This is a genomic window from Enterobacter asburiae (assembly GCF_007035645.1).
GTDB lineage: Bacteria > Pseudomonadota > Gammaproteobacteria > Enterobacterales > Enterobacteriaceae > Enterobacter > Enterobacter asburiae_B.
In genome coordinates, this window is record NZ_AP019632.1 from 2,646,756 (window position 1) to 2,669,146 (window position 22,391).

The 22,391-nt window shown below is 59.4% G+C and carries 17 protein-coding genes and 1 other RNA gene; 12 read left to right on the plus strand and 6 right to left on the minus strand.

What is annotated here, in order from left to right:
• Positions 1-31 precede the first annotated feature (31 nt).
• Both menI and ydiJ read right to left on the minus strand, forming a co-directional pair.
• Positions 32-442 carry a 1,4-dihydroxy-2-naphthoyl-CoA hydrolase gene (gene menI, locus FOY96_RS12590; RefSeq protein ID WP_023311321.1) on the minus strand — a complete coding sequence of 137 codons (411 nt, stop codon included), beginning with the start codon at positions 440-442 and terminating at the stop codon, positions 32-34.
• Positions 439-3,495, minus strand: coding sequence for a D-2-hydroxyglutarate dehydrogenase YdiJ (gene ydiJ, locus FOY96_RS12595; RefSeq protein WP_143347186.1), 3,057 nt, complete (start codon positions 3,493-3,495; stop codon positions 439-441). Before ydiJ ends, menI begins: the two co-directional genes overlap by 4 nt.
• Positions 3,496-3,694: 199 nt before the next feature.
• On the opposite strand from ydiJ, the gene ydiK reads away from it, so the two are divergent.
• Together ydiK and rprA are read left to right on the plus strand one after the other, a co-directional pair.
• On the plus strand, positions 3,695-4,810 hold the full coding sequence (ydiK, locus tag FOY96_RS12600; protein ID WP_033145295.1) for an AI-2E family transporter YdiK: 1,116 nt from the start codon (positions 3,695-3,697) through the stop codon (positions 4,808-4,810).
• Positions 4,811-5,019: 209 nt separating this feature from the next.
• Positions 5,020-5,127, plus strand: an RNA gene (gene rprA / locus FOY96_RS12605) — antisense sRNA RprA.
• 5 nt (positions 5,128-5,132) lie between these two features.
• Here the strand turns inward: rprA and FOY96_RS12610 are convergent.
• The 3 genes from FOY96_RS12610 to ppsA form a co-directional block, all read right to left on the minus strand.
• Positions 5,133-7,508, minus strand: a complete 2,376-nt coding sequence (locus FOY96_RS12610) for a glycoside hydrolase family 3 N-terminal domain-containing protein (RefSeq protein WP_143347187.1) — start codon at positions 7,506-7,508, stop codon at positions 5,133-5,135.
• Between the two features lie 3 nt (positions 7,509-7,511).
• On the minus strand, positions 7,512-8,912 hold the full coding sequence (locus tag FOY96_RS12615) for an MFS transporter (RefSeq protein ID WP_033145293.1): 1,401 nt from the start codon (positions 8,910-8,912) through the stop codon (positions 7,512-7,514).
• A 233-nt stretch (positions 8,913-9,145) separates the two neighbouring features.
• Positions 9,146-11,524 (minus strand): phosphoenolpyruvate synthase, encoded by a 2,379-nt coding sequence (gene ppsA / locus FOY96_RS12620; protein WP_023311316.1) that lies wholly within the window; start codon positions 11,522-11,524, stop codon positions 9,146-9,148.
• Between the two features lie 335 nt (positions 11,525-11,859).
• Between ppsA and ppsR the strand changes: the two genes are divergently transcribed.
• The 8 genes from ppsR (at position 11,860) to FOY96_RS12660 (ending at position 19,990) form a co-directional block, all read left to right on the plus strand.
• Positions 11,860-12,693, plus strand: a complete 834-nt coding sequence (gene ppsR / locus FOY96_RS12625) for a posphoenolpyruvate synthetase regulatory kinase/phosphorylase PpsR (RefSeq protein WP_023311315.1) — start codon at positions 11,860-11,862, stop codon at positions 12,691-12,693.
• Positions 12,694-12,845: 152 nt separating this feature from the next.
• A complete protein-coding gene (aroH, locus tag FOY96_RS12630) occupies positions 12,846-13,892 on the plus strand; it encodes a 3-deoxy-7-phosphoheptulonate synthase AroH (protein WP_033145292.1) in 1,047 nt (348 codons plus the stop codon).
• A 209-nt stretch (positions 13,893-14,101) separates the two neighbouring features.
• Complete coding sequence (gene hemP / locus FOY96_RS12635) at positions 14,102-14,284, plus strand: hemin uptake protein HemP (protein WP_033145291.1); 183 nt, start codon at positions 14,102-14,104, stop codon at positions 14,282-14,284.
• Between the two features lie 77 nt (positions 14,285-14,361).
• Positions 14,362-16,344 carry a TonB-dependent hemoglobin/transferrin/lactoferrin family receptor gene (locus tag FOY96_RS12640; protein WP_143347188.1) on the plus strand — a complete coding sequence of 661 codons (1,983 nt, stop codon included), beginning with the start codon at positions 14,362-14,364 and terminating at the stop codon, positions 16,342-16,344.
• Positions 16,345-16,379: 35 nt separating this feature from the next.
• Complete coding sequence (locus FOY96_RS12645; RefSeq protein WP_143347189.1) at positions 16,380-17,408, plus strand: hemin-degrading factor; 1,029 nt, start codon at positions 16,380-16,382, stop codon at positions 17,406-17,408.
• A complete protein-coding gene (locus FOY96_RS12650; RefSeq protein WP_033145289.1) occupies positions 17,405-18,226 on the plus strand; it encodes a heme/hemin ABC transporter substrate-binding protein in 822 nt (273 codons plus the stop codon). Before FOY96_RS12645 ends, FOY96_RS12650 begins: the two co-directional genes overlap by 4 nt.
• The gene (locus tag FOY96_RS12655; protein ID WP_143347190.1) at positions 18,226-19,218 is read left to right on the plus strand and encodes a FecCD family ABC transporter permease; all 993 of its coding nucleotides are present in this window, start codon (positions 18,226-18,228) and stop codon (positions 19,216-19,218) included. Before FOY96_RS12650 ends, FOY96_RS12655 begins: the two co-directional genes overlap by 1 nt.
• Entirely contained in the window at positions 19,211-19,990 is a 780-nt protein-coding gene (locus FOY96_RS12660) for a heme ABC transporter ATP-binding protein (protein ID WP_033145287.1), read from the plus strand. The genes FOY96_RS12655 and FOY96_RS12660 overlap by 8 nt, the downstream gene beginning before the upstream one ends.
• Here FOY96_RS12660 and FOY96_RS12665 read toward each other — a convergent pair.
• A complete protein-coding gene (locus tag FOY96_RS12665; protein WP_033145286.1) occupies positions 19,957-20,880 on the minus strand; it encodes a LysR family transcriptional regulator in 924 nt (307 codons plus the stop codon). The genes FOY96_RS12660 and FOY96_RS12665 overlap by 34 nt on opposite strands.
• 140 nt (positions 20,881-21,020) lie before the next feature.
• Between FOY96_RS12665 and FOY96_RS12670 the strand changes: the two genes are divergently transcribed.
• Together FOY96_RS12670 and FOY96_RS12675 are read left to right on the plus strand one after the other, a co-directional pair.
• Positions 21,021-21,728: a CoA transferase subunit A gene (locus FOY96_RS12670; RefSeq protein ID WP_033145285.1), complete on the plus strand. Its 708-nt coding sequence runs from the start codon at positions 21,021-21,023 to the stop codon at positions 21,726-21,728.
• 2 nt (positions 21,729-21,730) lie between these two features.
• The gene (locus tag FOY96_RS12675; RefSeq protein ID WP_143347191.1) at positions 21,731-22,387 is read left to right on the plus strand and encodes a CoA transferase subunit B; all 657 of its coding nucleotides are present in this window, start codon (positions 21,731-21,733) and stop codon (positions 22,385-22,387) included.
• Positions 22,388-22,391 lie beyond the last annotated feature (4 nt).

The following is a 22,391-nucleotide window of genomic DNA, read 5'->3' on the forward strand; positions in this document are numbered from 1 at the left end:
TTTTTGACCAAAGGCAAAACATCTGAAAACTTTACACAACCGCCGTGGTCAGCCGCGACGAGCAGCACAGGCGATCCTGCTCATCGAGAATATCTATCTGCCACACCTGATGGCGGCTTCCGGCGTGCAGCGCGCGGCAAACACCGCGCACGCGCCCGCTGCGCACCGAGCGTATGTGGTTAGCATTCACCTCGAGTCCAACAACCTTCTGCTCCCCTTCGGTACAGAGATAGCCCGCCACCGAGCCCAGCGTTTCGGCCAGCACGACGGAGGCCCCGCCGTGCAATAAACCAAACGGCTGGTGGGTGCGACTATCGACGGGCATGGTGGCCTCAATCTCATCGTCGCCAATGCGGATAAACTGGATATCCAGCAGCCCCACCATATTCCCCTCGCCCATGGCGTTCAGCGCCTGCAGCGTCACGGCACGTTTCCAGATCATCCAATTATCTCCAGTAAAGCCTGCAATGGGTGACGCACACCGTTACCTTCTACCCGTTTTACCTGGCTGCGGCAGGAGTAGCCCGTCGCCAGACAGCGGTTTCGCGGCAAACGCTGCATCGCCTGATGCCAGGACAGCTCATAGATGCCGAGCGAGTTGGCGTGGTTTTTCACTTCGTGTCCGTAGGTTCCGGCCATCCCGCAGCAGCCTACGTTGACGCTCTCCAGCTTCGCACCGAAGCGGGCAAAAACGGACGCCCACTGCGCGGGGGCACCCGGCAGCGCGGTCACTTCCGTGCAGTGGCCGAACAGATACCACGGTTCACCGCTGACGTCCTGAACGGCTTTATCTGCCAGCGCCACCGGAAGCCACTCGTGCACCAGCATGACGTTGAAATCGCCGCGCTTATCGCCCAGCGTCTGCTTGTATTCATCGCGATAGCAAAGCACCAGCGCCGGATCGACGCCGACCATCGGTATCCCGAGTTGCGCCACGCGGTTTAAGAAGTCAGACGTTTTCTGCGCGGTCTTCGCAAATCGGTTCAGGAAACCTTTAATGTGCTGCGCCTTGCCGTTGGGAGAGAAGGGCAGCACAACCGGCTGGTAACCCACCTTCTCCGCCAGACGGACGAAATCGGCCACGACCTGCGCATCGTAGTAGCTGGTGAACGGATCCTGCACCACCAGCACCATATTGCCTTTTTGCTCCGGAGCGAGCGCCTCCAGCTGTTCCAGAGTCATGTTCGCCGAACGGTGACCGACGAGCTGTCGCTGCAGAGACGGGACCGACAGCAGCGGCAGATCGACCATGCCGATGTGTTTTTCGGAGAGCTTGCGCACCAGCGGCTGGTTGATAAAGAAGTTGAAGGTCTTTGGCGCACGCGCCATCAGCGGCGCGTAGCTTTCCACCGTAGCCACCAGATGGTCGCGCACCGGGCGGAGGTATCGGGTGTGGTAAAGCTGCAGGAAACGCGAGCGGAACTCCGGCACGTCGATTTTAATCGGGCACTGGGTGGAGCAGGCTTTACAGGCCAGACAGCCGGACATCGCCTCTTTCACCTCGTGGGAGAAATCATACTCGCCCTTGTTGGCATGCCAGCTGTTGCGGGTGCGCTCAATCAGCGAGCGCAGGCTGGCCCGTTTTTCCGGCAGCTCCTGCTCCAGCTTGAGCGGATCCACCCCGCGGTCGGCCAGCAGACGCAGCCACTCGCGCACCAGCGTCGCCCGCCCTTTCGGCGAGTGAATACGGTTGCTGGTGATTTTCATCGACGGGCACATCGGGCTTTTCACATCAAAGTTAAAGCACAGGCCATTGCCGTTGCACTCCATCGCGCCGCGCCAGGACGAGCGCACCGCAATAGGGATCTGCCTGTCGTAGGTGCCGCGCTTGACGGCATCCACCTGCAGCATCGGGGCATCAACACCCTCAGGCGGGCAGATTTTACCCGGGTTGAGGCGGTTATGCGGGTCGAAAGCCGCTTTCACCTTACGCAATTCCGCGTAGAGCTGTTCGCCGAAGAATGCCGGGCTGTACTCCGCGCGGAACCCTTTCCCGTGCTCCCCCCACAGCAGACCGCCGTATTTGGCGGTTAAGGCCACCACGTCGTCGGAGATCTGCTTCATCAGGCTCTCCTGCTGCGGGTCGCACATGTCCAGCGCCGGACGCACGTGCAGTACCCCGGCGTCGACGTGGCCGAACATGCCATAGCTCAGGCCGTGGCTGTCCAGCAGGGCGCGAAACTCCACGATGTAATCCGCCAGATGCTCGGGCGGCACGCAGGTATCTTCGGCAAAGGGAATGGGCTTCGCCGCCCCTTTCGCATTGCCGAGCAGGCCCACGGCTTTTTTACGCATCGCATAGATACGCTCAATCCCGGCCAGATCGTTACAGAGCTGCCAGCCGATCACGCCGCCTTCACCCTGCGCAATCAGCTCGTCCAGACGCTGGCAGAGCGTGGTGACCTGCCGCTCAATCAGCTCCCCATCATCGCCGGCAAATTCCACGATGTTGAGACCGAGCATCTCTTTGTCCGGCACGTCGGTAATGAGGTCGCTCACGGAGTGCCAGACAATATCTTCCCGGGCCAGATTGAGCACCTTAGAGTCGACGGTTTCCACCGACAGCGCCTGCGCTTGCACCATAAACGGCGCATTGCGCAGCGCGGAGTCGAAGGAGTCATATTTGACGTTCACCAGACGGCGCACTTTCGGCAACCGGGTGATATCCAGCCGCGCTTCGGTAATAAACGCCAGCGTTCCTTCGGAGCCGGTCAGCACGCGGGTTAAATCAAACTGGGTCAGGTCATCGTTGAAGACGTGACGCAGATCGTAACCGGTCAGGAAGCGGTTCAGCTTGGGGAATTTATCGAGAATAAGCTGGCGGTTGTCGCGGCAGCGTTCCAGCACGGTACGATAGATGCGCCCGCTGGCGGTGTTGTCTTTGCCCAGCGTTTCCGCCAGTTCAACCGGCATCGGCTGGGTATCGAGGATGTCGCCGCCCAGCAGCACCGCACGCACGCCCAGCACGTGATCGGAAGTTTTACCGTAGACCAGCGAGCCCTGCCCGGAGGCATCCGTGTTAATCATCCCGCCAAGGGTCGCGCGGTTGCTGGTGGAAAGCTCAGGGGCAAAAAAGTAGCCGTACGGCTTGAGATACTGATTAAGCTGATCTTTGATGACGCCCGCTTCGACCCGCACCCACCCCTCTTCCGGGTTGATCTCAATGATGCGGTTCATATAGCGCGACATATCAACAATGATGCCCTGGTTCAGCGCCTGACCGTTGGTTCCGGTGCCGCCGCCGCGCGGCGTGAAGACCAGCGAGGCAAACCGCTCCTGCGTGGCCAGCCGGGCGATAAGCGCGACGTCGGCCGTTGAACGGGGGAAAACCACGGCATCGGGAAGAAGCTGGTAGATACTGTTATCGGTCGCCATCGTCAGCCTGTCGGCATAGTTCGTGGCGGTATCACCTGTAAAACCCTGTTGCTCCAGTGCCTGCAAAAAATTAAGCACCAGCTGAACGACGCCAGGTGCCTGAGAAATCTGTGGGATCATGACTGTCGACCCTAATTAGAGTTGTATGAAATCGTTTGCGTGTATCTTAAAAGTTTTATCACATTTTTTTCTTATAATCTCTGCTGAATTACAGGCAGAATTCGCCTGTTAAAAACCGCTGAGATCATTAATGATTAAAGAGACGCGGTTTTCCGTTCCCGCCAGTCTTACTGGCGTTCTTTTAAGGAAAGTTTCATTTATGGTCAATCTTCGCCAGCCCAGGGATGTTGCGCAAATTTTGCTGTCGGTGCTGTTTCTGGCCCTCATGATTATTGCGTGTCTGTGGATTGTTCAACCCTTTATTCTCGGCTTTGCGTGGGCAGCGACCGTTGTCGTGGCCACGTGGCCTTTGCTGCTGCGCTTGCAGAAGCTGCTGTTCGGCCGTCGCGGGCTCGCCGTGCTGGTCATGACGCTCCTGCTGTTCCTGCTGTTTATCATTCCGATTGCCCTGCTGGTAAATAGCCTGGTGGATTCGAGTGGCCCGGTTATTCGCGCCATTAGCAGCGGCGACCTGACGCTGCCGGATCTCGCCTGGCTGAACAGCATTCCGCTGGTGGGCGCCAAACTCTACAGCGGCTGGCATAGCCTGCTGGAGATGGGCGGCAGCGCGCTGATGGCAAAAGTCCGCCCGTATATTGGCACCACCACCACCTGGTTTGTCGGTCAGGCGGCGCATATCGGCCGCTTTATGATGCACTGTACCCTGATGCTGCTCTTCAGCGCCCTGCTCTACTGGCGCGGCGAGCAGGTGGCTTTAGGCGTTCGTCACTTTGCCACCCGCCTGGCGGGCAAACGCGGTGACGCCGCGGTGCTGCTGGCCGCACAGGCCGTGCGCGCGGTTGCGCTGGGCGTGGTGGTCACCGCGCTGGTGCAGGCGGTGCTGGGCGGGATCGGTCTGGCGATTTCCGGCGTACCGTACGCCACCGTGTTCACCGTGGTCATGCTGATGACCTGTCTTGCACAGCTGGGGCCGCTGCTGGTGCTGGTTCCCAGTATTATCTGGCTCTACTGGACGGGCGACACCACGTGGGGAACGGTGCTGCTGGTCTGGAGCTGCGTGGTCGGCACCATGGATAACGTCATTCGTCCGATCCTCATCCGCATGGGTGCAGACCTGCCGCTGATCCTGATCCTTTCCGGGGTCATTGGCGGATTGATTGCCTTTGGCATGATTGGCCTGTTTATTGGCCCGGTGCTGCTAGCCGTCACCTGGCGTCTGTTCTCTGCCTGGGTGCATGAAATTCCGCCGCCGGGAACTGACCCGGACGTGATATTGAGCGAACTGGAAGAGCTGGAAGAGAAGAACACGCATTAAGGTATGCTGCCGGGTGGCGTTAACGCTCACCCGGCCTACACTTTCCCGCATGATACTTAAACACTGCTAAAGTATTTATTCGTTGCTCACTGGTCAGACCCGCCTTTTCAGCAGTAAGTCTGCTAATAACCTCAAGAATTCTTTACGTCTCTTTAACTATTGAGACGAATCCGATCGACGCTAAATAACACAATGCCTACTATTAGCACACGGTTATAAATCAACACCTTGATTTATAAGCATGGAAATCCCCTGAGTGAAACAACGAATTGCTGTGTGTAGTCTTTGCCCATCTCCCACGATGGGCTTTTTTTTATCCTGACTACGCGCGCTTAACCTCGCAGGTACTGAGCATCCGCCACTCAGCCGGCAGCACCCGCGTTTCCCCTGTCGCATTGACCATCACCGTCTCGCGGATATCCGCCGACGATGCGCCAACCTGCAGCTCAAACTCGCCCGGCTCGACGATGCGTTTTCCGTCGCGACGGGTGAAGTTGAACATCTCAACCGGCAGCGTGAAGGTGAGCGTGGCGGTTTCTCCCGGCGAGAGCGTGACGCGCTGGAAGGCCTTCAGCTCCTGAAGCGGCCGCACCTGCGTGGCGACCTTATCCCTGACGTAAACCTGCGCCACCTCGCTGCCGCTGCGCTCTCCGGTATTGGTGATATCCACGCTCAGCCTCACCTCACCGTCGACCGGCACGCTGCTTTCGGCGACGCGGACAGCGCCCCAGCTAAACGTCGTCCAGCCGAGGCCGAAGCCAAACGGGTAACGTGAGCCGAAATGGAACGCAAACGGCGTGCCGCCGCTTTTGAGCTTGTGATTGTAGTAATACGGCATCGCACCGGCGCTTTTCGGTACGCTCACCACCAGACGACCCTGCGGCTCCGCACGCCCGGTTAACACGTCCGCAATCGCCCAGCCCCCTTCCTGCCCCGGCGCCCAGGCCATCATCAGCGCCGCGACCTTATCTTCCAGACCCTGCAGGTTGTATGGACGCCCCCCGGTCATCACGACAATCACCGGTTTACCGGTGGCGACCAGCGCTTCCAGCAGCTGTTGCTGCACGCCCGGCAGGTTCAGGGAATCGGTATCGGAACCTTCCCCCACGGTACCGCTCTGGAACAGCCCGGCGAGATCGCCCACACAGGCCACCACCACGTCACTCTCCTGCGCGGCGTTCACGGCCTCGGGGATCGGGGCGGTACTTTGCGATACCGGCGACTGCTGCATCGGTTTGCCGCCGCTGTCGCCAGGGAAGACCGGCGCGCCCGCCATCCGTTTTTCGATGATGTGGCACCCTTTGGCATAGCGGACGTTCGATGCACCGAGATACTGCTCCAGCGCCGCGCGCGGGGTCGTGACCTGCGAGGTCTCTTCCACCATATCGCTGATGATCAAATGCACCGGGAAGCTGTAGCCGCTGAGTAATGCCAGCGGATCGTCTGCCGTCGGCCCCACTACCGCCACGCGGGGTTTGCCCCCGAGCGGTAAAATGCCGTTGTTTTCCAGCAGCGTGATCGATTTCGTCGCCACCTCCCGCGCGGCCTGTCGGGTGATAGTATTTTGCAGGTCGATACCATTTTCATCCGCGTACGGCTTTTCAAACAGGCCAAGGCGGAATTTTTCCGTCAGCGTACGCGCCACGATCTCGTCGACCTTCGCCATAGAGATCAGCCCGCGCTCTACCGCTTCCGCCAGATGCCGCGCGCAGTCGTCTTTCGGCAGCTCGACGTCAAGCCCGGCGTTGAACGCCAGCGCAGCAGATTCGGCCGCATCGTGGGAAATCCCATGGTGCTGGTGCAGCAGGCTTACGCCGCCGTAGTCCGCGACAATAATCCCGTCGAACCCCCACTGCTCTCGCAGGACGGTGGTCAACAGGAAGCTGTCGCTGTGCCCCGGCTGGTTATCAATATCGTGGTACGCGGGCATCACCGAACCGGCGTTTGCCAGCTTGACCGCCATTTCGAACGGCAGCAGGAAGGTGTCGTTCAGCTCGCTGAACCCCAGGTGGACCGGCGCATGGTTGCGCGCTCCCTCGCTGAACGAATGCCCCACGTAATGTTTCAGGGTTGCCAGCAGGTCGCGCTTATCGCCCTGTAAGCCCTTCACGTAGGCGGTCGCCATCACGCCCACCAGCCAGGGATCTTCCCCGAAGGTCTCTTCGGTTCGCCCCCAGCGCACGTCGCGTGACACGTCCAGCACCGGCGCCAGCCCCTGCTGGCAGCCGACGGAGCGCGCCTCTTTGCCAATCTGCTCTGCCGCCCGCTGCACCATCTCCGGATCCCAGGTCGAACCGTAGTTCAATGACGACGGGAACAGGGTGGCGTCTTTGCACAGCAGCCCCACCAGACACTCCTCGTGGAATAGCGCCGGGATGCCGAGCCGCGTCTCTTCCATCATCATGCGCTGCAGGCGGTTCGCCGCGCGCACGCCGGTCTTCACGTCAACGATGTGGGTGCCCAGCGGCCGCGTGATCTGCCCGACGCCGAGCTTCAGCCGTTCGCTGAGCGCAGCCTGCTCGCTCACGCCGGCAAATTCGTCACTCAGATCGCTGCGCTCGCGGTGGTTACCGTTTTCATCGAGGATCAGCCAGTACGCGTGCATCTGGGCGAACTTCTCTTCCGGGGTCATGCGCGCCAGTAAATCGGCGACGCGCTCGTGCACGGGACGTCCCGCGTCCTTATAGATAGTCGTCATGTTTTACTCCTGTAGTGCGGAAGGGGTTGCCGGGCGAAGCTGCCCCGCTTCGGGTCTGACTTCACGCTTGCTGGCCAGCTCCCTGGCGATGGAATCCACCAGCCGGCTGTTGAGCTTGTAGATAGCAAGCAGCGCGACCATGCAGAGGAACAGCGCGCAAGGGATAAGGGTGAACAGCGCGTTGATGGTCGAGAGAACGCCTGGCGCCTGGGTTGCCTGGCCCGGGGCGTAATCCACCATGCCAAGCACCCAGCCGACGACCGCCCCACCCAGCGCCAGGCCAAACTTGATGGCAAACAGCGCGGTGGAGAAGACCAGCCCGTCCAGACGACGACCGCTGCGGTGCTCTTCGTAGTCGACCACATCGGAGAACATGGTCCACTGCAGCGGCGTGGTGAGGTTTTGAATAAAGCTAAAGACGATGTTAAGGCCAAAGATTAGCCACACCTGTGAAGGAGGCAGGAAGAAAATCAGCGCGCCGAAGATAACGAAGGAGATAATCGTCCACTGGTAGGCGCGCACGCGGTCAAATTTCCCCAGCAGCCGTTCAGATAATAATGCGCCGCTTAAGGAGGCCACCATGCCGGAAACAATAAAGGCAAAAACCAGATCCGGGCGCAGCAGCACATAGTTCACGTAATACATGGTGGCGGAACCGCGCGTTACCACCGCCGTTAACAGCAAAATATTAAACAGAAACACAATCCGCCACTGGCTGTTCCCGGCCAGCAGTTTTAAATCGGTGAGCATGGAGCCGGAGGTATCATTGCGCGGAGAATAACGCTCGCGGGTCATCAGGAAACAGCAGAAGAACAGCACAATTCCCAGCAGACCCATCAGGCTCATGGCATAGAAATAGCCTTTCTGCACGTTGCCCTGGCCTAACAGTGAGACCAGCGGCAGGGCGATAACCGTCACGATCAGCCCGCCGATAAACGACAGCCCAAAGCGCCACGACTGCAGAGAATGACGCTCGCGCGGGTCCAGCGTCAGCGCGCCGGGCATAGCGCAGTAAGGCACGTTAATTGCGGAGTAAATCAGGCTTAAAATCGCGTAGGTCACGCAGGCGTAAACGATTTTCGCCGTCGGCCCAACGTCCGGCACATAGAAGGTAATGAGGCAGCTCACGCCAAACGGGATGGCAAACCACAGCAGCCAGGGACGGAAACGTCCGTGACGCGTCCGGGTGCGGTCAACCAGTGCGCCAATGCACGGATCGACAAACGCATCGACCACGCGCACCACTAAAAACATGGTGCCCATAATCGCGGCGGGCAGCCCAAATACGTCTGTATAAAAATAAGCGAGAAATAAGGTAGCCGTTTGCCAGACCAGCGCGCTGGCCATATCGCCTAAGCCATAACCTATTTTATCTTTGGTACGCAATACAGAGGAGAGAGTCATTGTTATTTGCCTTTTTATCAGGTTAAAACGTATTTCAACCAGTTGCGCATCTTCTTAAGGGAAATGCGCAGTAAGGCTCAAGTATTAGCAACGGTTTGCGCGCTAACAATTGTCTAAATTGACAGACAAATTATGATATTTGGTTTTTTACTTTATTTGTGATGGGGAGCAAATAAGAAATGAAATAAAAAAGGCGAGGAATAATATCCTCGCCTTTTCGGGTCAGCGTGGCGTTACTTGTTCAGTTCCGCCAGGCTCAGCCAGGTTTGCACCACGGTGTCCGGGTTAAGGGACAGGCTATCGATCCCCTCTTCCATCAGCCATGCGGCAAAGTCTTCATGGTCGGATGGACCCTGACCGCAGATCCCGACGTATTTACCCTGCTTCTTCGCCGCGCGGATGGACATGGAGAGCAGCGCTTTCACCGCCTCGTTGCGCTCGTCGAACAGCTCGGAGACCACGCCGGAGTCGCGGTCCAGACCCAGCGTCAGCTGCGTCATGTCGTTCGAGCCGATAGAGAAGCCGTCGAAGTGCTCGAGGAACTGCTCGGCCAGCAGGGCGTTGGACGGGATTTCGCACATCATGATGATCTTCAGCCCGTTCTCGCCGCGCTTCAGACCCTGACGCGCAAGCTCGTCCACCACCGCTTTCGCCTGATCCACGGTACGCACGAACGGGATCATGATTTCGACGTTGGTCAGCCCCATGTCGTTGCGCACGCGTTTCACCGCCTCGCACTCCAGCGCAAAGCAGTCGCGGAAGCTGTCGGACACGTAGCGTCCGGCTCCGCGGAAGCCAAGCATCGGGTTCTCTTCTTCCGGCTCGTAGCGCTCGCCGCCTACCAGATTGGCGTATTCGTTAGACTTAAAATCTGACAGACGCACGATCACGCGTTTCGGATAGAAGGCGGCGCCCAGCGTCGCGATCCCTTCGGTCAGACGACCGACGTAGAACTCTTTTGGTGAGTCGTAGCCTTTCATCATCTCGCGGATTTCGTTCTGCAGCTTCGGATCCTGGTCGTCAAACTCCAGCAGCGCGCGCGGGTGAACGCCGATCATACGGTTGATGATAAATTCCAGACGCGCCAGGCCAACGCCTTCGTTCGGCAGGCAGGCGAAGTCAAACGCGCGGTCCGGGTTGCCGACGTTCATCATGATCTTCAGCGGCAGGTCCGGCATGGTATCCACGCTTGAGCTCTTCACGCTGAAGTCGAGGATATCGGCGTAGACGTAGCCGGTATCGCCTTCGGCACAGGAGACGGTCACGTTCTGGCCGTCCTTCATGCGTTCGGTGGCGTCACCGCAGCCGACAACCGCAGGAATGCCCAGCTCGCGGGCAATGATCGCCGCGTGGCAGGTACGACCGCCGCGGTTGGTGACGATAGCCGCCGCTTTCTTCATGATCGGTTCCCAGTCCGGGTCGGTCATGTCGGTCACCAGCACGTCGCCTGGCTCAATACGGTTCATCTCGCTGATGTCGTGGATCACTTTGACCGGACCGGCACCGATGCGGTGACCGATGGCGCGGCCTTCCGCCACGATTTTACCCTGCGCGTGCAGCGTATAACGCTCCATCACCTGACCGCGCGAGCGGACGGTTTCCGGACGCGCCTGCACGATAAACAGCTTGCCGGTGTTACCGTCTTTTGCCCATTCGATGTCCATCGGACGGCCATAGTGTTTTTCGATCTGCACCGCCTGCTTCGCCAGTTCCTGCACTTCGGCGTCGGTCAGGGAGAAGCGGTCGCGCTGCTCCTGCGGTACATCTTCAATTTTAACCTGCTTGCCATGCTCCTGGGTCGGGGCATAGATCATGCGGATTTTTTTCGAGCCCATGGTGCGACGCACCACCGCCGGACGGCCAGCGGCCAGCGTTGGCTTGTGGACGTAGAATTCGTCAGGGTTTACCGCGCCCTGCACCACCATCTCACCCAGACCCCACGCGGAGGTGATAAACACCACTTGGTCGAAGCCGGATTCGGTATCAATGGAGAACATCACGCCGGATGAGCCCACGTCCGAGCGCACCATGCGCTGCACGCCAGCGGAGAGCGCCACGCCGCGATGGTCGTAGCCCTGGTGCACGCGATAGGAGATGGCGCGATCGTTGAACAGGGAAGCAAACACGTGCTTCACCGCCACCAGCACCGCATCGTAACCCTGGACGTTCAGGAAGGTTTCCTGCTGCCCGGCAAACGAGGCGTCCGGCATATCTTCTGCGGTCGCAGAGGAACGTACGGCAAAGGAGGCCTGCGCATCGTCAGCTGAGAGCTGGTTGTACGCGTCGTGAATGGCTTTTTCCAGTTCCGGCTGGAAAGGTGTGTCGATGATCCACTGGCGGATCTGCGCCCCGGCTTTGGCAAGCTCGGTAACGTCATCAATATCCGTTTTATCCAGCAGGTCGTAAATGCGCTGGTTAACACCGCTCTGGTCTAAAAACAGGTTAAAGGCATCGGCGGTGGTGGCAAACCCGTTCGGTACGGAGACACCCATACCCGACAGATTTGTAATCATTTCACCCAGGGAGGCATTTTTGCCCCCAACTCTGTCTACATCATTCATGCCGAGTTGGTTATACCAAAGCACCAGCGGTGACGAGCCATTGTTGGACATCGAAACAATCCTTTTGTGATATTTGATCGGAGTAAGTAACACCTGACTACGTATTTATACTGGCATATTTATTTCCGCTAAAAAAACGGTGAATCGTGTAAGCAATTTAAAATTTCAACTTTTCGGATACTTTCCCATCAACGATTAACCCGATGATTCCTCTATATTCAGCCAGAAACCCCAAAAATAAAGTCGCTATTTGAAAAATGAAATCCACTTTTCAGGAAAATCAAAAACAGTGTTTCATTCATAATTAGGATAAGTTCTTTGCTGTGTAAATTACTTTTTTAATTTATGCTTTCAGACAATTAGGTCTGATATTCAGGGTGAGTAAAATGGATAGTGCTGTCGATCGCCACGTTTTTTATATTTCTGATGGTACGGCGATCACCGCCGAGGTGCTGGGCCACGCGGTGATGTCGCAGTTTCCCGTCTCGATTAACAGCATCACGCTGCCGTTTGTCGAAAACGAGAGCCGCGCTAAAGCGGTGAAGGACCAGATTGACGCCATCTACCAGCAGACCGGCGTCCGCCCGCTGGTGTTCTACTCTATCGTGATCCCCGAGATTCGCTCCATCATTCTGCAAAGTGAAGGCTTCTGCCAGGATATCGTGCAGGCGCTGGTGGCGCCGCTGCAGAGCGAGCTTAAGCTCGACCCGACCCCGATTGCCCACCGAACCCACGGGCTGAACCCCGGCAACCTGACCAAGTACGACGCGCGTATCGCCGCTATCGACTACACCCTGGCCCACGACGACGGTATTTCGCTGCGAAATCTCGACCAGGCGCAGGTGATCCTGCTTGGCGTGTCGCGCTGCGGCAAAACCCCGACCAGCCTTTATCTGGCGATGCAGTTTGGCATTCGCGCCGCAAACTACCCGTTTATCGCCGACGATATGGATAACCTGGTGCTGCCCGCCGCCCTTAAGCCGCTGCAGCACAAGCTGTTCGGCCTGACGATCAACCCTGAACGCCTTGCGGCCATCCGCGAGGAGCGTCGCGAGAACAGCCGCTACGCCTCCATGCGCCAGTGCCGGATGGAGGTCTCCGAAGTGGAAGCGCTGTACCGCAAAAACCAGATCCCGTGGCTGAACAGCACCAACTATTCAGTTGAAGAAATTGCCACCAAAATTCTCGACATCATGGGGCTTAATCGCCGCATGTACTAATATGCTAGTACATTAACTCAGATTCAGGTATCATCATCTGCAACCACGGGGCGGTGTCGCCCCGAACTTGAAATCAGCAGGGATTGGTTTAAGGTGATGCCCATCACTTCCCGGTAGTCTGCCGATGAAGCAAAAATTTTCTGAGACATTCCATGAATAAAACCGATGAACTCCGCACTGCGCGCATTGACAGCCTGGTCACGCCGGCTGAACTGGCACAGCGGCATCCCGTTTCCGCCGCCGTCGCGGAACATGTGACGGCCTCCCGCCGCCGCATTGAAAAAATCCTGAACGGTGAAGACAAACGTCTTCTGGTGGTGATTGGGCCTTGCTCCATCCACGATCTGGATGCCGCGATGGATTATGCAAAACGACTCCAGGGACTGCGGGATAAGTACCAGCATCGCCTTGAGATCGTGATGCGCACCTACTTTGAAAAACCGCGCACCGTGGTGGGCTGGAAAGGCCTGATTTCCGACCCTGACCTCAACGGCAGCTATCGCGTTAACCACGGTATCGAGCTGGCGCGGAAGCTGCTTTTACAGGTCAACGAGCTGGGCGTTCCGACGGCGACCGAGTTTCTCGATATGGTGACCGGGCAGTTTATCGCCGATCTGATCAGCTGGGGCGCGATCGGCGCGCGCACCACCGAAAGCCAGATCCACCGTGAGATGGCCTCTGCCCTCTCCTGCCCGGTCGGCTTCAAAAACGGGACCGATGGCAACACCCGTATCGCGGTTGATGCCATCCGCGCTGCCCGTGCCAGCCACATGTTCCTGTCGCCGGACAAGAGCGGTCATATGACCATCTACCAGACCAGCGGTAACCCTTACGGGCATATCATTATGCGCGGCGGGAAGAAACCCAATTACCATGCCCAAGATATTGCGGCGGCCTGTGAAACGCTGGCCGAATTTGACCTGCCGGAACATCTGGTGGTGGATTTCAGCCACGGCAACTGCCAGAAGCAGCATCGCCGCCAGCTGGACGTCTGCGATGAGATCTGCCAGCAGATCCGCAGCGGCTCGACCGCCGTTGCAGGGATTATGGCTGAGAGCTTTATCAAAGAAGGCACGCAGAAAATCGTTGCCGGACAGCAGATGGTTTACGGCCAGTCGATCACCGACCCGTGCCTGAGCTGGGAAGACAGCGAACTGCTGCTGGAAAAGCTGGCAGCTGCGGTAGATTCTCGCTTCTGATGTTATTGTCGGGTGGCGCTGCGCTTACCCGACCTACGATTGTGCCCTTCTCCCTCTCCCTGTGGGAGAGGGTCGGAGTGAGGGCATCAGACCGCACCTCACCCCCAAATTTGATCCCCTCACCCTTTTTTCACAAAAATGCTTGCCGTCAATTTGCAGTTTATTGATAATGATTATCATTGTTACATTGATTGTTATTTATAAACATTATGTCACGTACGGATAACAGCGCGGCAACGCCAGAAAAAACACACACAGCGCCAGCCCCCGCCGAGCGTCGCATTGACAGCAAAACCCTCCTCGGCGATGAGGGACGGGTCATTATCGAGCATGACGGACAGCGCTATCTTCTGCGCCAGACCCATGCCGGAAAACTGATCCTCACAAAATAAACAACACCTAAAAATACGCCAGCCACCCAGGTTATCCCCAGGCAGCCAGCGCTTTTCACTTCTTATGGAGAGTTGCTATGCCACACCTGCCTTCCGCATCTTTACGTCCGTCACTTCTGGCGCTGGCGATTGCCAGTACCCTACCGGGCGTCGCGTTCGCCGCCACAGACGACATTACCGTCACCGCCACGGGCAACGCCCGCAGCACCTTTGAAGCGCCCATGATGGTAAGCGTAATTGACGCCAGCGCGCCGGAGAAACAAACCGCAAGCTCGGCGGCCGACCTGCTGCGTAACGTCCCCGGTCTGACGCTGGACGGCACTGGGCGCACTAACGGGCAGGACGTCAACCTGCGCGGCTATGACCGTCGCGGCGTGCTGGTGCTGGTTGACGGCGTGCGTCAGGGCACCGACACCGGTCACCTGAACAGCACCTTTCTCGATCCCGCGCTAATCAAACGTATCGAGGTGGTCCGCGGCCCGTCGGCCCTGCTGTACGGCAGCGGCGCGCTGGGCGGCGTGATCTCCTATGACACCGCCGATGCCAACGATCTGCTCGAACCGGGTAAAAACAGCGGCTACCGCGTGTTTGGAACGGGCGCAACGGGCGATCATAGCCTCGGGATGGGGGCCAGCGCCTACGGCCGCACCGATACGCTTGACGGTCTGGTCTCCTGGTCCAGCCGGGATCGCGGTGATGTCCGCCAGAGCGACGGTGCTACCGCGCCTAACGACGAATCCATCAACAACATGCTGGCGAAAGGCAGCTGGAAAATCGACCCCGCCCAGACCCTGAGCGGCTCCCTGCGCTACTACAACAACGCCGCTCAGGAGCCGAAAAACCCGCAAACCACCGGGGCGGACAGCAGTAACCCGATGACCGACCGCTCCACCATCCAGCGCGATGCGCAGGTTGGCTACCACATTTCACCGGAAGGGTACGACTGGCTGGACGCCGACGCGAAGGTCTACTGGTCCGAAGCGCGCATTAATGCCCAAAACGTCGACGGTAGCGGTGAGTTCCGCAAGCAGACCACCAAAGGCGGCAAGGTGGAAAACCGCACCCGTCTGTTCAGCGACACCTTTGCAGCACACCTTCTGACCTACGGCGGGGAATACTATCGTCAGGAGCAGCATCCGGGCGGGGCAACCACCGGCTTCCCGGACGCGAAAATCGACTTCAGCTCCGGCTGGCTGCAGGATGAGATCACCCTGCGCGATCTGCCTGTTACCCTGCTGGGCGGCACGCGCTATGACAGCTACCGCGGCAGCAGCGACGGCTACAAAGATGTGGATGCAGACAAGTGGTCATCCCGCGCCGGGTTAACCATCAGCCCAACCGACTGGCTGATGCTGTTTGGCTCTTACGCGCAGGCCTTCCGCGCGCCGACCATGGGCGAAATGTATAACGACGCCAAACACTTCTCCATTGGCCGCTTCTATACCAACTACTGGGTGCCAAACCCGAACCTGCGCCCGGAAACCAACGAAACGCAGGAGTTTGGTTTTGGCCTGCGCTTTGACAATCTGATGCTTGCCAACGATGCGCTGGAGTTTAAAGCCAGCTATTTCGACACCAAAGCCAAAGACTATATCTCCACCACCGTCGATTTTGCCGCCGCGACCACCATGTCGTACAACGTTCCGAACGCCAAAATCTGGGGTTGGGATATGATGGCAAAATACTCGGCCGATCTCTTCAGCCTCGATCTGGCCTACAACCGCACGCGCGGGAAAGACACCGATACGGGCGAGTACATCTCCAGCATTAACCCGGACACCGTCACCAGCAAGCTGGATATCCCGGTGGCGCAAAGCGGGTTCTCCGTCGGCTGGATCGGTACTTTTGTCGATCGCTCAACGCATATCAGCAGCAGCTACAGCAAGCAGCCGGGCTATGCGGTCAACGATTTCTACGTGAGCTACAAAGGCCAGGAGCGGCTCAAAGGCGTGACCACCACGCTGGTGCTGGGCAACGCCTTTGACAAAGCGTACTGGTCACCTCAGGGCATTCCGCAGGACGGTCGTAACGGCAAGATTTTCGTAAGCTATCAGTGGTAATTCCCTTCGGGGCAACTATTCAGAAGGAAGAGACAATGAATCACTACACGCGCTGGCTTGAGCTAAAAGAAGCCAATCCGGGTATGTACGCGCGCGACGTCGCGGGGTTAATGAACATCAGTGAAGCAGAGCTGACCTTTGCCCGCGTAGGTCACGACGCCTGGCGACTGCGCGGTGAAATCCGCGAGATCCTGGGCGCGCTGGAGGCGGTGGGCGAAACCAAATGTATCTGCCGCAACGAATACGCCGTACACGAGCAGGTCGGGAGATTTACCAACCAGCACCTGAACGGCCACGCCGGGCTGGTGCTGAACCCGCGCGCGCTGGATCTGCGCCTGTTCCTCAACCAGTGGTCGAGCGTGTTTCACATCAGTGAAGCCACCGCACGCGGCGAGCGGCAGAGCATTCAGTTCTTCGATCACCAGGGCGATGTCCTGCTGAAGGTCTACGCCACGGACAACACCGACGTTTCCGCCTGGGGCGACGTGCTGACCCGCTTTATCTTTGCCGACAACCCGCCGCTGGCGTTGAGGATAGCCGATGCTCCGGCTCATGCAGAAAACGCAAATGCCGCTCTCGTGGATAACGAGTGGCGCGCCATGACCGACGTTCATCAGTTCTTCAGCCTGCTCAAGCGCCATAACCTCAGCCGCCAGCAGGCGTTTCGCCTGGTGGGTGACGATCTGGCCTGCCGGGTAGAAAACACCGCGCTGGCGCAGCTCCTGGAGACGGCACGTCGGGACGGTAACGAAATCATGGTCTTCGTCGGCAACCGCGGCTGCGTGCAGATCTTCACCGGCGCGGTGGAAAAGCTGGTGCCAATGAAAGGCTGGCTGAACGTCTTTAACCCAAGCTTTACCCTGCATCTGCTTGAAGGATCCATTGCGGAAACGTGGGTCACGCGCAAGCCGACGGCTGACGGGCATGTCACCAGCCTGGAGCTGTTTGCCGCCGACGGAACGCAAATCGCCCAGCTGTACGGCCAGCGTACGGAAGGCGAACCGGAGCAGAGCCAGTGGCGCAGCCAGATTGACGCCTTAACGGCGAAAGGGCTGGCCGCATGAAACGGTGGCTTGCCCTGCTTAGCGCCCTGCCCCTGCTGGCGTCTGCGGCGCCGCAGGAGAAAATCGTTACCCTCGGCGGCGACGTCACCGAGATTGTCTACGCTCTCGGCGCGGCGCCCTCGCTGGTGGCCCGCGACAGCACCAGCCAGTGGCCGCAGGCGGCGAATTCGCTGCCTGACGTGGGCTATCTGCGCCAGCTCAATGCGGAAGGGATCTTATCCATGCGCCCCACGCTGGTGCTGGCCAGCGCTCAGGCGCAGCCGTCTCTGGCGCTAAAGCAGGTTGAGCAAAGCCACGTCAGGGTGATCGCTGTTCCTGCCAGTAACGACCTGAACGTCATTGACGAAAAGGTGCGGATCGTCGCTGAAGCGACGCACCGCGAGGTCGAGGGGGAGGTCCTGCGCAGCACGCTGCGCCAGGCACTGTCGGCGCTTCCCGCGTCGCCGCTCAATAAGCGGGTACTGTTTATTCTCAACCACGGCGGGATGACCGCCATGGCCGCCGGACAACAGACCGGCGCGGATGCTGCCATTCGTGCGGCGGGGCTGCAGAACGCGATGCAGGGGTTTACCCGCTATCAGCCGCTTTCTCAGGAAGGCACGATAGCCAGCCAACCCGATCTGGTGGTGATTTCTCAGGACGGTCTCAACGCCCTGGGCGGTGAAGCAAATCTGTGGACGCTGCCCGGCCTGGCGCAAACCCCGGCGGGACGGAACAAGCAGGTGCTGGCGATTGACGATATGGCGCTGCTGGGCTTCAGCGTGCGAACGCCGGAAGCCATCCAGCAGCTGCGTGCCAAAGCGGAGCTGCTGCCCTGATGTCCCGGCGGATCGCCTTATCGTTATGGATGCTGACCGCGATCCTGACCATCATGACGCTCGCAGCGACCGGGGTTGGGGCATTACACCTGCCGATCAGCCTGCTGTGGAACGGGACCGACGAGGCGCTGCGTCAAATCTGGCTGACAATCCGCCTGCCTCGCGTGCTGCTGGCGCTGGCGATCGGCGGTTCACTGGCGCTGGCGGGTTGCGTGATGCAGGGGCTGTTTCGAAATCCGCTGGCGGACCCGGGACTGCTCGGCATCAGCAGCGGCGCGGCGCTCGCCGTTGCGCTGTGGGTGGTTCTTCCGCTCTCGCTGCCTGCACTGGTGATGCTGTATGCCCCAATGCTGGCGGCGTTTCTCGGCGCGCTGGCCGCCACCTTCGTGATTTTCCTGCTCAGCCGACAGCGTGACGCTTCCCTGTCGCGCCTGCTGCTGGTGGGAATTGCTATCAACGCCCTGTGCGGCGCGGCCGTCGGGGTGCTGTCATGGCTCAGCAATGATTCCCAGCTTCGCCAGCTTTCGCTCTGGGGAATGGGCAGCCTCGGCCAGGCGCAGTGGTCAACGCTGCTGGCCGTCGCGTCGCTGATGGTTCCCACCGTGCTCGCGATCTGGCGTCTGGCAGGCGCCCTCAACCTGCTGCAGCTGGGCGACGAAGAGGCACATTACCTCGGCGTGGAGGTTGCCGCCGTGCAGCGGATCCTGCTGTTGTGCAGCGCCCTGCTGGTGGCCGCCGCCGTTGCGGTCAGCGGCGTGATCGGCTTTGTCGGCCTGGTGGTGCCGCACCTGGTGCGCATGTGGCTGGGAGCCGACCACCGGGCCGTGCTCCCCGGCTCGGTGCTGGCCGGCGCGTTGCTTCTGCTGGTTGCCGATACGCTGGCGCGCAGCCTGGTCGCACCGGCGGAAATGCCGGTCGGCTTACTGACCAGCCTTCTCGGCGCGCCGTGGTTTCTGTGGCTTATCTTTCGTCGCGGAGGTGCGCATGGCTGAACGCTATTGTGCTGAAAACCTTGTTTTTCGCGCCGGACAACGCACGCTGATTGACGACGTGTCGCTGACCTTATCTCAGGGCGAGCTGGTGGCGCTGATTGGCCCCAACGGCGCCGGGAAATCAACGCTGTTGCGGCTGCTGACCGGCTACCTTAAACCTGCGGGCGGACGGTGCAGCCTGGCGGGCACACCGCTTGCGGCCTGGCAGCCGAACAGGCTTTCCCGCTACCGGGCGGTAATGCGCCAGAACACGCAGCTCGGATTTGACTGGCCGGTTGAGGCGGTCGTCGGTATGGGGCGAGCGCCCTGGACCCGCACGCCTGAAGCGACGGTTATTGAGGAGGTCATGGCCGTCACCGGCTGTTTACCGCTGGCGGGCAGGCAGTTTGCCGCACTCTCCGGCGGCGAGCAGCAGCGCATCCAGCTCGCCCGCGCGCTGGCTCAGCTTTGGTGCGACGGCGCGCCGCGCGGCTGGCTGTTCCTTGATGAACCCACGTCTGCAATGGATCTCTATCACCAGCAGCATCTGCTGCGCCTGCTGAAATCCCTGACCCGTCGGGGTCATCTGCACGTTTGCGCGGTGCTGCACGACCTTAATCTGGCGGCGCTGTGGGCGGACCGCATCCTGCTGCTGCATGACGGCAGAATCGTGTCCCAGGGAGCACCGGAAACCGTTTTGCAGGCCGACGCGCTGGCGCGCTGGTACGGCGCGCAGGTTATCGTCGGCAGGCATCCGGCTCACGCCGCGCCGCAGGTGTTTCTCGCCCCCTGATTGGGCTGGTAAAAATCTTTCAGCGTTTCCAGCAGGGCATGCGCCGCTTTAGAGAGCTGCGTGTGCCCTGGATGGATCGCTCCAATGCACTTTTCTATCGGCGGGTTATCCAGCGGAATACAGACCGCGCCCAGCGCCGTCATCTGCGCCTCGCAGAGCGCCGGAACGGCGCTGCCTCCCAGCCCGCTCGCGACCATTCTCCCGACCGTCACCAGCTGATGACTCTCCAGCGCCACGTCCAGCTTTCTGCCGCTTCGCGCCAGCTCCTCCTCCATCATCAGACGTACCGCCGAAGGGCGCTGCAGGGTGATGAAATCCAGCGTCAGCAGCTCTTCCCATGACAGGCGCTTCTTGCCTGCCAGCGAGGAATCTTTCGGCACAATGGCCACAAACCTGTCGAGGCCCAGCGGGGTAAACAGCAGGTTGTGCGTTGGCGCGGGCTCAAAGGCGATCCCCATCTCGACCCGCCCTTCCCGCACCATCTCTATCACCTGCTCGTTAATGACATCATGCACGGTGACGTTGATCCCGGCATGGCGATCGCGAAACGCTTTTAGCACCTCGGGCAGGACATTCGCGGCAAACGATGGCATGGCCGCAACCGAAATTTTACCGCGCTGCAGGGTAAAGCACTGGTGCATCGCCTCTTCGACGTTATCCCAGTCGGCAAGCAGCTGGCGCGCCATCGGCAAAAACGTCTCTCCCTCCTGCGTCAGCGCGACCTTGCGCGTGCTCCGCTGCAGCAGCGGTCCGCCGAGCGCATCCTCCAGCGCTTTAATCGTCAGGCTCAGGGCCGGCTGGGAAAGATTCAGCCGTTCGCTGGCGTGCGCGAAATTGAGAGTGTGAGCTACCGCTAAAAACGCGCGTAACTGTTTGACACTCATTCTCATTTTTCATCCTGTTAACTAATTGAAAAAATTTAGTTAACAGTAAATTAATAAAAAAACCAAATGAGTGGGTCACAAATTCAAAATTAACAAATGAGTCGCCGCCCCTAATGATACCGGCACGGATAACGGGAGGGATGACTATGGCTGGACTGGACAAGCGCGTCGGCAGCTATGCGCAGGCGCTGGAAGGGCTGACGGACGGAATGACCTTGCTGGCGGGCGGCTTCGGCCTGTGCGGGATTCCGGAGAACCTGATTGCAGAGGTCAGACGCCGTCAGGTGAAAGATCTGACGGTGGTATCAAACAACTGCGGCGTGGACGGTTTCGGTCTCGGGATACTGCTCGAAACGCGGCAGGTTCGCAAAGTGGTGGCCTCTTACGTCGGCGAGAACGCCCTGTTCGAGCGGCAGGTGCTGAGCGGCGAACTGGAGATTGAACTCACGCCTCAGGGCACGCTGGCGGAAAAGGTGCGCGCGGGCGGCGCGGGTATTCCGGCATTTTACACGGCCACCGGCTACGGCACGCCCGTGGCTGCCGGCAAAGACGTGCGCCAGTTTTCGGGGAAGCACTACATCCTTGAAGAGGCCATTACCGGCGATTTCGCGCTCATTAAGGGCTGGAAAGCGGACTGGTACGGCAACGTTGTCTATCGGCATACCGCGCAAAATTTTAATCCGCTGATGGCAACGGCGGGCCGGATAACGGTCGTTGAGGTGGAAGAGATTGTTGCACCGGGCGAGCTGCCCCCGTCGGCCATTCATACCCCGGGAATTTACGTCGACAGGCTGATTGTCGGCCAGTTTGAAAAACGCATTGAACAGCGCACCCTGCGCGCGGAAGGAGTTTGACGATGTTAACCCGTGAACAGATGGCCATGCGCGTCGCCCGCGAGCTGCGCGACGGGTATTACGTCAACCTGGGGATCGGCATCCCTACCCTGGTGGCGAACTACATTCCGGACGGAATGGACGTGATGCTCCAGTCGGAAAACGGACTGCTGGGGATGGGGGCTTTTCCTGACGAGCAGAGCCTTGACGCCGACATGATCAACGCCGGTAAACAGACCGTAACCGCGCGCACCGGCGCGGCCATTTTCGACTCGGCCCAGTCGTTTGCCATGATCCGCGGCGGTCATGTGGATCTGACCGTGCTGGGCGCGTTTGAAGTGGACGTCGAGGGCAATATCGCCTCGTGGATGATCCCCGGAAAGATGGTCAAGGGCATGGGCGGCGCGATGGATCTCGTGGCCGGGGCGCAGAACATCATTGTGGTGATGACCCACGCGTCGAAAAACGGTGAATCAAAGCTGCTGCCGCGCTGCACGCTGCCGCTCACGGGCGCGGGCTGTATCCGTCGGGTCCTCACCGACCTCGCTTTGCTGGAGATCGAGGACGGCGCGTTCATCCTGCGGGAATACGCTCCCGGCGTCAGTATCGACGAAATTGCGGCTAAGACAGCCGGGAAAATGATTGTGGCGGACGACGTTCGCGAGATGCGCTTCAACTGAGGAC

What these genes read in the sequence shown, in the direction of transcription:
- menI (WP_023311321.1), bottom strand. Translation starts at nt 442, where the DNA reads ATGATCTGGAAACGTGCCGTGACGCTGCAGGCGCTGAACGCCATGGGC.
- ydiJ (WP_143347186.1), bottom strand. Translation starts at nt 3,495, where the DNA reads ATGATCCCACAGATTTCTCAGGCACCTGGCGTCGTTCAGCTGGTGCTT.
- ydiK (WP_033145295.1), top strand. Translation starts at nt 3,695, where the DNA reads ATGGTCAATCTTCGCCAGCCCAGGGATGTTGCGCAAATTTTGCTGTCG.
- FOY96_RS12610 (WP_143347187.1), bottom strand. Translation starts at nt 7,508, where the DNA reads ATGACGACTATCTATAAGGACGCGGGACGTCCCGTGCACGAGCGCGTC.
- FOY96_RS12615 (WP_033145293.1), bottom strand. Translation starts at nt 8,912, where the DNA reads ATGACTCTCTCCTCTGTATTGCGTACCAAAGATAAAATAGGTTATGGC.
- ppsA (WP_023311316.1), bottom strand. Translation starts at nt 11,524, where the DNA reads ATGTCCAACAATGGCTCGTCACCGCTGGTGCTTTGGTATAACCAACTC.
- ppsR (WP_023311315.1), top strand. Translation starts at nt 11,860, where the DNA reads ATGGATAGTGCTGTCGATCGCCACGTTTTTTATATTTCTGATGGTACG.
- aroH (WP_033145292.1), top strand. Translation starts at nt 12,846, where the DNA reads ATGAATAAAACCGATGAACTCCGCACTGCGCGCATTGACAGCCTGGTC.
- hemP (WP_033145291.1), top strand. Translation starts at nt 14,102, where the DNA reads ATGTCACGTACGGATAACAGCGCGGCAACGCCAGAAAAAACACACACA.
- FOY96_RS12640 (WP_143347188.1), top strand. Translation starts at nt 14,362, where the DNA reads ATGCCACACCTGCCTTCCGCATCTTTACGTCCGTCACTTCTGGCGCTG.
- FOY96_RS12645 (WP_143347189.1), top strand. Translation starts at nt 16,380, where the DNA reads ATGAATCACTACACGCGCTGGCTTGAGCTAAAAGAAGCCAATCCGGGT.
- FOY96_RS12650 (WP_033145289.1), top strand. Translation starts at nt 17,405, where the DNA reads ATGAAACGGTGGCTTGCCCTGCTTAGCGCCCTGCCCCTGCTGGCGTCT.
- FOY96_RS12655 (WP_143347190.1), top strand. Translation starts at nt 18,226, where the DNA reads ATGTCCCGGCGGATCGCCTTATCGTTATGGATGCTGACCGCGATCCTG.
- FOY96_RS12660 (WP_033145287.1), top strand. Translation starts at nt 19,211, where the DNA reads ATGGCTGAACGCTATTGTGCTGAAAACCTTGTTTTTCGCGCCGGACAA.
- FOY96_RS12665 (WP_033145286.1), bottom strand. Translation starts at nt 20,880, where the DNA reads ATGAGAATGAGTGTCAAACAGTTACGCGCGTTTTTAGCGGTAGCTCAC.
- FOY96_RS12670 (WP_033145285.1), top strand. Translation starts at nt 21,021, where the DNA reads ATGGCTGGACTGGACAAGCGCGTCGGCAGCTATGCGCAGGCGCTGGAA.
- FOY96_RS12675 (WP_143347191.1), top strand. Translation starts at nt 21,731, where the DNA reads ATGTTAACCCGTGAACAGATGGCCATGCGCGTCGCCCGCGAGCTGCGC.